At 69.2% G+C, this 10,638-nt stretch carries 14 protein-coding genes; 11 read left to right on the forward strand and 3 right to left on the reverse strand.

Features of this window, described 5'->3' with window-relative positions; translation table 11 throughout:
• Both ACOJSF_RS09805 and hemC read right to left on the reverse strand, forming a co-directional pair.
• On the reverse strand, nt 1-597 hold a 597-nt coding region (locus tag ACOJSF_RS09805; protein ID WP_420142026.1), incomplete at its 3' end, for a uroporphyrinogen-III synthase.
• Nucleotides 594-1,508, reverse strand: coding sequence for a hydroxymethylbilane synthase (gene hemC / locus ACOJSF_RS09810; protein ID WP_420142027.1), 915 nt, complete (start codon nt 1,506-1,508; stop codon nt 594-596). The genes hemC and ACOJSF_RS09805, both read right to left, overlap by 4 nt.
• 135 nt (nt 1,509-1,643) lie before the next feature.
• Here hemC and ACOJSF_RS09815 point away from each other — a divergent pair, with 135 nt between their 5' ends.
• From ACOJSF_RS09815 to ACOJSF_RS09830, 4 genes are read left to right on the forward strand one after another with little or no spacing between them, the layout of a single operon-like run.
• Nucleotides 1,644-2,759 (forward strand): histidine kinase dimerization/phosphoacceptor domain -containing protein, encoded by a 1,116-nt coding sequence (locus ACOJSF_RS09815; RefSeq protein ID WP_420142028.1) that lies wholly within the window; start codon nt 1,644-1,646, stop codon nt 2,757-2,759.
• Entirely contained in the window at nt 2,756-3,202 is a 447-nt protein-coding gene (locus ACOJSF_RS09820) for a response regulator (protein ID WP_420142029.1), read from the forward strand. The genes ACOJSF_RS09815 and ACOJSF_RS09820 overlap by 4 nt, the downstream gene beginning before the upstream one ends.
• A 44-nt stretch (nt 3,203-3,246) precedes the next feature.
• Nucleotides 3,247-4,014 (forward strand): helix-turn-helix transcriptional regulator, encoded by a 768-nt coding sequence (locus tag ACOJSF_RS09825; protein WP_420142030.1) that lies wholly within the window; start codon nt 3,247-3,249, stop codon nt 4,012-4,014.
• Nucleotides 4,015-4,395 (forward strand): DUF1330 domain-containing protein, encoded by a 381-nt coding sequence (locus ACOJSF_RS09830; protein ID WP_420142031.1) that lies wholly within the window; start codon nt 4,015-4,017, stop codon nt 4,393-4,395. It abuts the gene before it with no gap.
• Between the two features lie 136 nt (nt 4,396-4,531).
• On the opposite strand, the gene rpmG is transcribed toward ACOJSF_RS09830, so the two are convergent.
• Nucleotides 4,532-4,699, reverse strand: a complete 168-nt coding sequence (gene rpmG / locus ACOJSF_RS09835; protein ID WP_066799250.1) for a 50S ribosomal protein L33 — start codon at nt 4,697-4,699, stop codon at nt 4,532-4,534.
• 160 nt (nt 4,700-4,859) lie between these two features.
• On the opposite strand from rpmG, the gene ACOJSF_RS09840 reads away from it, so the two are divergent.
• The 7 genes from ACOJSF_RS09840 (at nt 4,860) to kdsA (ending at nt 10,519) form a co-directional block, all read left to right on the forward strand.
• Nucleotides 4,860-5,219, forward strand: a complete 360-nt coding sequence (locus tag ACOJSF_RS09840; protein WP_420142032.1) for a hypothetical protein — start codon at nt 4,860-4,862, stop codon at nt 5,217-5,219.
• A 105-nt stretch (nt 5,220-5,324) separates the two neighbouring features.
• A complete protein-coding gene (locus tag ACOJSF_RS09845; protein ID WP_420142033.1) occupies nt 5,325-5,825 on the forward strand; it encodes a Dps family protein in 501 nt (166 codons plus the stop codon).
• 83 nt (nt 5,826-5,908) lie between these two features.
• Entirely contained in the window at nt 5,909-6,082 is a 174-nt protein-coding gene (locus ACOJSF_RS09850) for a DUF1328 domain-containing protein (protein WP_420142034.1), read from the forward strand.
• Between the two features lie 64 nt (nt 6,083-6,146).
• On the forward strand, nt 6,147-7,757 hold the full coding sequence (locus tag ACOJSF_RS09855) for a cisplatin damage response ATP-dependent DNA ligase (RefSeq protein WP_420142035.1): 1,611 nt from the start codon (nt 6,147-6,149) through the stop codon (nt 7,755-7,757).
• Nucleotides 7,758-7,876: 119 nt separating this feature from the next.
• Nucleotides 7,877-8,878 (forward strand): KpsF/GutQ family sugar-phosphate isomerase, encoded by a 1,002-nt coding sequence (locus ACOJSF_RS09860; protein ID WP_420142036.1) that lies wholly within the window; start codon nt 7,877-7,879, stop codon nt 8,876-8,878.
• A complete protein-coding gene (locus tag ACOJSF_RS09865) occupies nt 8,875-9,669 on the forward strand; it encodes a 3-deoxy-manno-octulosonate cytidylyltransferase (RefSeq protein WP_420142037.1) in 795 nt (264 codons plus the stop codon). Before ACOJSF_RS09860 ends, ACOJSF_RS09865 begins: the two co-directional genes overlap by 4 nt.
• A 4-nt stretch (nt 9,670-9,673) precedes the next feature.
• Nucleotides 9,674-10,519, forward strand: a complete 846-nt coding sequence (gene kdsA, locus ACOJSF_RS09870) for a 3-deoxy-8-phosphooctulonate synthase (RefSeq protein WP_420142038.1) — start codon at nt 9,674-9,676, stop codon at nt 10,517-10,519.
• Nucleotides 10,520-10,638 lie beyond the last annotated feature (119 nt).

Consider the following 10,638-nt stretch of genomic DNA (forward strand, 5'->3'; position numbering starts at 1 on the left):
CCAGCCGCGCGCGGCGGACGCGCTGATCGCCGCCACGCGCAGCGCGCCGGCATCGATCCCGGCGCGCGCCACCAGATCCGCCAGCACCGCCCCCCCGCGGGGAGAATGACGCTGAGCGCTCGCGGCCGTTGCGAGCGCGGCGCGCGCGGCGGCCGGCAGCACGGGCACCGGATCGGCGCCGTAGACGATCACGCGCGTCAGCCGGACGGGTGCGTCGTCGATCCGGCGATGCTCGCGCCCGGCGAGGTGGAGCGCGTGGGCCACCCCCTCCCCCGCCATCCGCGCGACCAGCGCGGCGGCATCGGCCGCCCCCGCCTCGACCCGCGCAAAGCCGGCCGACAGCGCGGCGAGGGCGGTCGCCTCCCCCACCGCGAACACGGGCAGGGGGTGGAAGCGGGCGAGCGCCGGCCCGGCGAGGCGCACGGCATGGGCGCTGGTCAGCATCAGCGCGTCGAAGTCGCGCGGGTCGGGTGGCGCCCACGCGATCGGGGCGACCGTGAAGAGCGGCGCGGCGACCGCATCGAACCCCGCCGCGACCGCGCGCGCCAGCGTCGCCGCCGCGCCGGGTTCGGGGCGCAGCACGAGCAGCGGCCTCACGCCGCGAACAGCCGCCTGAGCGCGTCGGGCGCGCGATCGAGCAGGGTCCGCGCGAGCGCGACGGGCACCGCCGCGTCGCCGGGGGCAAGGCTGGCCTCGCCGCTCTCGCTCAAGGCGCCGTCCTCGCTGAGGATTTCGACGCGCAGGCGGAGCATCGTGCCGTCGGGTTCGGCGAGCGCGGCGACGGGCGAATGGCAGCCGGCGGACAGGCCGGCGAGGAAGGCGCGTTCGGCATGGACGCAGGCGCTGGTCGGCGCATGGTCGATCGCGGCGAGCAGGGCGCGCGTGCGATCGTCGCCGGCGCGCGCCTCGATCCCGACCGCCCCTTGCGCCGGCGCGGGCAGCATCCCGTCGAGCGGGAGCGCGGTGCCGATATGGCCGCGTCCGAGCCGATCGAGCCCGGCGGCGGCAAGCAAGGTGGCATCGACCGCGCCCTCGGCCAGCTTGCGCAGACGCGTGTCGACATTGCCGCGAAACAGCTCGATCCGGGCATCGGGCCGCGCGCGGCGGACCTGCGCGGCGCGGCGTGGCGAGGAGGTGCCGACGCGCGGATCGGGCGGGAGCGCGGCGAGGCTTTCGGCGCCGATCAGCCGGTCGCGCACGTCGGCGCGCGGCAGCATCGCGGCGATCGCGATTTCGGGGGGGCGGAAGGTTTCGACATCCTTCATCGAATGGACGGCGAGGTCGATCGCGCCGTCGAGCAGCGCGCGATCGAGCTCCTTGGTCCACAAGGCCTTGCCACCGATCTCGGCGAGCGCGCGATCCTGCACCTTGTCGCCGGTGGTGCGGACGGTGACGATCTCGATCGCCGCACGGCCCCATCCATGCGCGGCGCGCAGCGCGTCGGCCACCGCATGGGCCTGCCAGAGCGCGAGCGGCGAGCCGCGTGTGCCGAGCCGAAGATGGGGCATGGCCGCTTCTTAGCGGGCGAGGCGCGAAAGCCAATCCCGTGCCTGTCCACGGCAGCGTCAACCCGTCTTCCGGGAACCGGATCGGACGCATGTCGTTACGAATTTGCGTGAGGCCTGTATCCGGCGCTCGCTGGAATGAAGACCTTGAGACAACGCGACGACTGGCACCTTACCGATAAGCTCGATTACAAGCATGGCCGGGGCGATCCGTTCGCCGCGGCGGTGCGCGCGACGCGCATGCCGATGGTCATCACCGATCCGGCGCAACCCGACAATCCGATCGTGTTCTGCAACGTCGCGTTCCAGGAGCTTACGGGTTATGCGCGCGAGGAGATCATCGGGCGCAACTGTCGCTTCCTGCAAGGGCCGGACACCGACCCGGCATCGATCGCGCAGGTGCGCGAGGCGATCGACGCGGGGCATGACGTCGGGGTCGACCTGCTGAATTACCGCAAGGACGGATCGACCTTCTGGAACGCTTTGTACCTGTCGCCGGTGCGCGACACGGAGGGCGTGATCCGCTTCTTCTTCGCGTCGCAGCTCGACGTGACCGATCGGGTCGAGGCGCAGCAGATCATCCACGACCAGAAGGAACTGGTCGAGCGCGAGGTCGAGCGGCGCACGGCGGACCTGCGCGCCGCGCTCGACGCCAAGACGTTGCTGCTCCACGAGGTCGATCACCGGGTCAAAAACAACCTGACCATGATCGGATCGCTGCTGCGGCTGCAGGCGCGCACGATCGACGACCCGGCCATCTCCGCCAAGCTGGACAGCATGCTGGAGCGGGTCGACGCGCTCGCGGTCGTGCACCGCCAGCTCTACCAGTCGCAGGACATCGCCACTTTCGACATTGGCAGCTTCACCGCGAACCTGGCGCGCGACGTGGTCGGATCGAGCGGACGCACGAACATCGCGCTGACGATCGAGGCGCGGCCGCTGATGATCGACGCCGCGCACGCATCGGCGCTGGGGCTGATCCTGAACGAAATCCTGACCAACGCGATCAAGCACGGCTTTGCCGAAGGCCGCGCGGGGACGATGACCGTGCTGGTCGCCGACGAGGATGATCGCGGCATCATCCGGATCTGCGACGACGGCCCCGGCATCCAGTCGGTGAAACGCACCAAGAGCATCGGCACCGCGCTCATCACGCGGCTGGCGCGACAGGCCAGGGCCGAGGCGACCTGGAGCGACCACAAGCCCGGCACCTGCGTGACGATCACCTTTCCGCGCAGCGAGGCCGCGCGATGACCGAGGCGATGGACGTCCTGATCATCGAGGACGAAATGCTGCTGGCGATGGATATCGAGGCGATGGTCGAGGATAGCGGCCACCGCGTGCTGGCGGAGGCGGCCTGTCTGGAAGAGGTCGCGGCTTTGCCCGCCGACATCCGCCCTCAGCTCGCCTTCGTCGACCTGCATCTGGCGCGAGGATCGAACGGGATCGAGGTATCCGAACTGATCCGGCAACGCTGGCCGGACGCGCTGATCGTGTTCGTGACCGCCAACGTATCGAAGATCCCGGACGATTTTGCGGGCGCGCACGGCGTCATCGCCAAGCCCTTCTCGCATTCGGGCATGGTCAATGCGATCCGCTATCTGGCGCAGGCCGCGCTGGCGCCCCCGCCCTCCGCGCCGCTTCCGTCGAGCCTGACGACCGCGCCGAATCTGGAACGCCGCTGGGCGGCGGCCTAGGGTCCACCGCGCGACCTAATGTTAGGCCTTTCAGGACCCCGCCCGTGTCGAGAACGAGCCGATTGTTCGAACTGATCGGCGTCCTGCGCGCCCGCAGGATGCCGGTCACGGCGCTCGATCTCGCCTGCGAGCTCGCGGTCTCGCAGCGGAGCATCTACCGCGACATCGAGACATTGCGCGCGCTGGGGGCGCCGATCGAGGGGCAGGCGGGCATCGGCTATGCATTGCGCGAGGGCTTCTTCCTTCCGCAATTCGCCTTCTCGCCCGAGGAGCTGGACGTGCTGATCCTGGGTCTCGGCTGGGTGCGCGAGCGCGCCGACCCGAGCCTGGCGCGATCGAGCGAGAGCGCGCTGGGGAAGATCCTGTCCGCCCGAAGCGCGGACGCCGCGACGGGCCACGAGCCGCCCGCTCTGGTGGCGGCGGCGTCGCGATCCGAGAGCGCCGATCCCCCGCAGGCGGCGGCGTTGCGCGACGCCGTCCGCCGGCAGCGCAAGGTCGCGATCGGCTATGAGGATGCGCAGGGCGCGGCGTCGGAGCGCGTCATCTGGCCGATCGCGATCGTCTATTTCGACGACGTGCGGCTGCTGGCCGCATGGTGCGAAGCGCGGTCCGCCTTCCGCCATTTCCGCGTCGACCGTGTGGAGGTGCGGGCGATCCTGGACGAGCGCTATCCCGGGCGGCGTCAGGCGCTCGTCGCGCGCTGGCGGCAGCAGGACCGCGACTGGCGCTCCATCCTGACAGTTTCTGGCACGCCGACGCCCTATCCAGCGCGCGGCGCACCTACGTCCGGTGCCCCGTCGAAAGGATCATGAATGTCCGCTTTATCCCCAGCCGCTTTCGAAACCTTCCTGGCGGGAGACGACGATTCTCCCGTCGTGATGCTGAACCTCCTCCAGTTCGTGCCCGATCACGGCCGGGAGACCTATCTGCATTATCTGCGGATGGTGAGGCCGATCCTGGCCCGCTACGGCGCGCAAATCCTGTTCGGCGGCGACGGGCTGCCCGTGCTGACCACCGGCGAGGCGCGGAGCTGGGACGCCGTCCTGCTGGTGCAATATCCGCGCCGGTCCGTCTTCAAGACGATGGTCGACGATCCGGAATATCAGGTCGCGGTCGAGGTGTGGCAGGCGGCGGTCGCCGACATCGTGCTGCAGCCGATAGTGCCGAGCGGGAGCATGATGCAGACGCTGTGACGCGAGCGCCCGCGCGGCCGGTACGGACGGTCGCGCGGTGCGATCCCGCGCCGATTCGCGGGCGGACGCAAAAAGGGCGGCCATCGGCCGCCCCGTGCCGACCCCGAGAGGGCCGCAGCGATCCGCCGGGGGCGGATTACTTGATCTTGGCTTCCTTGAACTCGACGTGCTTGCGCACGACCGGATCATATTTGCGGAAGGACATCTTCTCGGTCTGGTTGCGCGGATTCTTCTTCGTCACGTAGAAGAAGCCGGTATCGGCCGAGCTCACGAGCTTGATCTTGACGGTGGTCGGCTTCGCCATGACCCGAATTCCTGTTTTATCTGAACGGCGGCCGGCGGGCGCGCCCCAAAAAATAAAGCGGCGTCGCCGCCGCTCCAAACCACGCCCCTCTGCCGCCTGCGCGCGCGGAAGTCAAGGCACTGCTGCAACAGCGCCGTCTTAATCGCGCGGTAACCACGGCATGCCATCGTGGCATCCAGGATCGGCGGAGTTCGACACCATGCAGGCAGGCGCGGCAGAAACGGGCGTAGCACAAGCGGACCTCGAACAGGCGATCGGGGCGCTGGCCCGCGACATCCGCCGGCTGGACACCGAGGAGGCCTGTGCGCGGATCGCCCGGCTGCGGCGGCAGGCGGCGCGCGACGGCTTCCTGCCCGCCGCGACGATGGCCGACGGACTGGCCGACGCGCTGCGCCGCCAGGGCCGCGCGGCACCGCTCCAGTCCTGGCTCGACGCGCTGGCGATGGCGGCGGGATGCGGCGGCGCGCCCGACGCGACGCCCGCTTTGCTCGCGACGATCGGGGTTCGTTTCGCCGCCTGAACGGTCTCGCCGATCAGCGTGATCGGGATTATTGACGCCCGCGTCTGACACCAAATGTGTAGTCAGCGGTTAGACCGTCGAACCCCGTTTTCAGGAGACAGATCCATGGCGGACACCCCTGCCCCCAAGCTCGCGACCCCGACCGACCTGCAGTCCAACGCCGTATCGAGCGTGGCGGACGCGCTCAATTCGGCGCTGGCCGACTGCTACACGCTCTACCTGAAGACCAAGAACTTGCACTGGCATGTGTCGGGCCCGCATTTCCGCGACTATCACCTGATGCTCGACGACCAGGCGACGCAGATCCTGGGCGTGACCGACGCGATCGCCGAGCGCGTGCGCAAGACCGGCAATGTCACGCTGCGCTCGATCGGCGACATCGCGCGCCGCCAGACGATCAAGGACAATGACGCCGAGTTCGTCAGCGCCGCCGACATGCTGGCCGAATTGCGCGACGACAATCTCAAGCTGGTCGAAAGCTTCCGCACCGTGAAGGAACAGGCCGAGGAGGCCAAGGACAACGCGACCAGCGGGATCGTCGACGAATGGACCGACCAGGCCGAGGAGCGCGCCTGGTTCCTGTTCGAGGCGAGCCGCAAGGCGTAAGCGCGATCGGCCGCGCCTGTGCGGACGGCCGAGGGAACGCGCCGCGCCCCGACCGTGTTTGAGTGCCGGAAGGAGTTGGTTTCATGCTCAAGCTGGCGCTCATTTTCCTGGTGGTCGGACTGGTGCTCGGCGCGCTGGGCTTCGGCGGGATCGGCGGCGCGTTCGTCGGCATCGCCAAGATCCTGTTCTTCATCGCGGTGGCGCTGTTCGTGGTCTTCCTCGTCCTGGCGCTGCTGGCCGGACGGGCGGTGACCTGATCCGACCGATCAGGCGAAAGACGAAAGGGCGGCACTAGGTGCCGCCCTTTTTCGTTACGGGCCGATGCGCGACTTTTCGCAACTGCTCGACCGGCTGGTCTACACCCGATCGCGCAACGCCAAGCTGAAGCTGATCGCGGATTATCTGCGCGCGACCCCCGATCCCGACCGGGGCTGGGCGATGGCGGCGCTGACCGGCGCGCTCGACCTGCCGGGGGTCAAGGCATCGGCGATCAAGGCGCTGGTCGAGGAGCGGATCGACCCGGTGCTGTTCGCGATGAGCCGCGACTTCGTCGGCGATCTGGCCGAGACCACCGCCTTGCTGTGGCCCAAGCCCGAGGGGGTGCCGCCCGAGATCGACGCGGGCACTTTGCGCATCTCCGCCGTGATCGACCGGCTGACCACGCTCGGCCGGGCGGAGGCGCCCCGCGCGCTGGCGGGCATGCTCGACCAGCTCGACGCGTCGGGGCGCTACGCCTTGCTCAAGCTGGCGACGGGCGAGTTGCGCGTGGGTGTGTCGGCGCGGCTGGCCAAGACCGCGCTGGCGCAGGCGTTCGCGCTCGACGTCGATCAGGTCGAGGAGGTGTGGCACGGGCTGCGCCCGCCCTACCTGCCGCTGTTCGCATGGGGCGAGGGCACGGGCACGCAGCCCACGCCCGCCGACGTGCCGGTATTCCGGCCGTTCATGCTCGCGCATCCGCTGGAGGATCTGCGCGTCGATCTGGCCGACTATGCCGCCGAATGGAAATGGGACGGGATCCGCGTCCAGATCGTCCGCACCGCCGGGCAGACGCGGCTCTACAGCCGCGCGGGCGACGACATTTCCGCCAGCTTCCCCGACGTGGCCGAGGCGTTCGCGCGCGACGGCGTGCTCGACGGCGAATTGCTGGTGAAGGGGGAGACGCAGGGCGGCGGAATCGAACCTGCGGGCGCGGCGAGCTTCAACGCGCTCCAGCAGCGGCTGGGCCGCAAGGCGGTGTCGGCGCGGATGCGGAGCGACTATCCCTCCTTCGTCCTGCTGTACGACATCCTGTTCGACGGGACGGAGGATGTGCGCGCGCTCGGCTGGAGCGAGCGGCGCGCGCGGCTGGAGGCGTTTGCGGGCGTGCTCGACCCGCACCGGTTCGACCTGTCGGCGGTGATCGAGGCGGCGGATTTCGACGCGCTGGAGGCGATCCGCGCCGGCGCGCGCGACGCCGCGATCGAGGGGATGATGCTCAAGCGCCGCGACAGCCCCTATGTCGCCGGGCGGCGCGCGGGACTGTGGTACAAATGGAAGCGCGACCCGCTGACCGCAGACTGCGTCGTGATGTACGCGCAGCGCGGGCATGGCCGCCGGTCGAGCTATTATTCGGACTATACGTTCGGCTGCTGGACCGCCCCGCCCGAGGAGGGCGGCGAATTGCTGCCCGTCGGCAAGGCCTATTCGGGGATCACCGACGAGGAATTGCGCTGGCTCGACCGGTTCGTGCGCACCAACACCGTGCAGCGTTTCGGCCCGGTGCGGGAGGTCGCGAAGAGCCTGGTGCTCGAGATCGCGTTCGATTCGGTGCACCTGTCGAGCCGGCACAAATCGGGAGTCGCGATGCGCTTACCGCGCAACGCGCGGATACGCCGCGACAAGCCGGCGGCGGGGGGGGGTGCGATCGCGACCCGCCGGCGGCATGTGTCGTGAACGGGGCCGGCCGCGCCCCAGGGGGTTAAAAAGAGATCGATTTTCGTGAAACAAAAGGGTGCCAAACGCGTTGAGCGCCGATTAAAGGCGGGAAGACTGCCATGAAGACAGGGATGAGAATGGGGGCAGCTGAGCTTCCGCGCCGCGTGGTTGCGGCCGCAACGACCGATGTCGCCGCTTACGGGCGCGAAGTTATCTCCACCGAAGCATCTTCGCTCGCCTTGCTGGCAAACAGCCTGGGCGAGGAATTTTCCGAGGCGGTCGCGACGATCCTCGACCTTCGTGGGCGCGTCATCACGACCGGGATCGGCAAATCGGGGCATATCGCGAGCAAGGTTGCGGCCACGCTCGCCTCGACCGGTACGCCCGCGACTTTCGTCCACCCCGCCGAGGCGGCGCATGGCGACCTCGGCATGCTGATGGCCGGCGACGGGCTGATCGCCATGTCGAATTCGGGCCAGACGGCGGAGTTGCAGCCGATCCTGACGCACGCGACGCGGCTGGGCCTGCCGGTGATCGGGATCGCCGGGCGTGCCGACTGCCTGGTGATGCGCCACGCCGACGTGAAACTGGTGATGCCGCGCGTCGACGAGGCGTGCCCCGCCAACCTTGCGCCGACCAGTTCGACCGCGATGATGATGGCGCTGGGCGATGCGCTGGCGATGACCGCGATGCGCGCGCGCGGCATGTCGCGCGCCGGGTTCGAGGAACTGCACCCGGGCGGGACGATCGGACGGCGGCTGATGCGCGTCGCCGCGATCATGCATCGCGGCGACACGATGCCGCTGGTTGCCGCGAATGCTTCGATGCGCGACGTGATCGTGACGATGACCGCGCGCAGTTTCGGCATGGCGGGCGTGGTCGATGCGAACGGCGCGCTGATGGGCGTGATCACCGATGGCGACCTGCGCCGCCATCTCGATTCGCTGCTCGAGGCCACGGCCGCCGACGTGATGACCCGCGACCCGGTGTGGATCGCGCCGGGCACATTGGTCGAAGACGCGCTCGACATCCTCAACCAGCACAAGATCACCGCGATGTTCGCGGTCGAGGATCCGCACGCACGCTACCCCGTCGGCATCGTCCACGTGCACGATTTCCTGCGGCTCGGGCTGGCATGAGGGCGGCGATCGTCGTCCCCGCCCGCTACGCATCCACCCGCTACCCCGGCAAACCCCTGGTCCCGCTGACGGGACCCGACGGCAGCACCAAGCCGCTGATCCAGCGGAGCTGGGAAGCGGCGAGTGCGGTTGCGGGGGTCGCGCGGGTGATCGTCGCCACCGACGATGCGCGCATCGCCGAGGCGGCACGCGGCTTCGGCGCGGAGGTGGCAATGACGCCCGAGGCATGCCGCAACGGCACCGAGCGCTGCGCCGCCGTAAGCGGGCTCGATGACATCGACGTGGTCGTGAACCTGCAGGGCGATGCGCCGCTGACGCCCGCTTTCTACGTGTCGGAACTGCTTGCCGCGATGCGCGACAATGCGGGAATCGCGGTCGCGACGCCCGCGATGCGCGCGACGCCCGAGGTGCATCGCCGCCTGCTCGCCGACCAGCAGGCGGGTCGGGTGGGCGGCACGACCACGGTCGGCGCGGCCAATGGCGATGCGCTGTATTTTTCGAAGGCGGTGATCCCGCACGTGCCCGAAGGCCGGATCGGCGATGTGGACGCGCCGGTGTTCCTCCACGTCGGGGTCTATGCCTATCGCCGCGCCGCGCTCGACCGTTATGCCGCGCTGCCGCCGGGGCGGCTGGAGCTGCTCGAGGGGCTGGAGCAGCTCCGCTTCCTCGAGAACGGCGTGGCGGTGCGGCTGGTCGAAGTGGCGGCGCCCGACTATGACCTGTGGGAATTGAACAATCCGGAGGACGTCGCCCCGATCGAGGCCGCGTTGCTGGCAAGGGGCCTGAACTGACGCAATGACGCAGGCGAGTTGGGAATTGTGCGGCCGCCGGATCGGGTTGGCCGAGCCATTGTTCGTGATCGCCGGTCCATGCGTGATCGAATCCGAGAAGATGGCGCTGTCGGTGGCCGAGACGCTGAAGGGCATCGCCGAGCGGCTCGGACTGTTGCTGATCTACAAGAGCTCGTTCGACAAGGCCAACCGCAGCGCGGGCACGTCGTTCCGCGGGCCGGGCATGGACGAGGGGCTGCGCATCCTGGAGAAGGTGCGCGCCGAGACCGGTCTGCCCGTGCTGACCGACGTGCACGAGGTGGCGCAGGTGGCGCCCGTCGCGGCGGTGGTCGACGTGCTGCAGACGCCCGCCTTCCTTGCGCGCCAGACCGACCTGATCGAGGCGGTCGCGGCGTCGGGCAGGCCCGCCAACATCAAGAAGGCGCAGTTCATGGCGCCGGGCGACATGGCCAACGTGGTCGACAAGGCGCGGGCGGCGGCCGTGGCTGCAGGGCACGACACAGGCTCCGTCATGGTGACCGAGCGGGGGACGAGCTTCGGTTACGGCAACCTGGTCGTCGACATGCGCAGCCTGGCGATCATGCGGGAGACCGGATGTCCGGTGGTGTTCGACGCAACGCATTCGGTGCAGCTGCCGGGCGCCAACGGCAAAAGCTCCGGCGGGCAGCGCGAATTCGTGCCCGTGCTGGCGCGCGCCGCGGTCGCGGTCGGCATATCGGGCCTGTTCATGGAGACGCATCCCGAGCCGGAGCGGGCGCTGTCGGATGGGCCCAATGCGGTGCCGCTGGCGGAGATGGAAGGATTGCTATCCAACCTTGTCGCTATACGCCGAGCATCAATTCAGGATTAGCACCTATCGATCGATCCGGCCGTCAATAAGGGGTCGCTCCGGTACATGATAAGCCCACGAATGCCGGACCCTAAACCGATTCATTGGAACTGCCGTTATTTGGCGCGACCGAGAAATGA

This window comes from Sphingomonas sp., assembly GCF_048594985.1.
In the GTDB taxonomy this organism is placed as follows: domain Bacteria; phylum Pseudomonadota; class Alphaproteobacteria; order Sphingomonadales; family Sphingomonadaceae; genus Sphingomonas_I.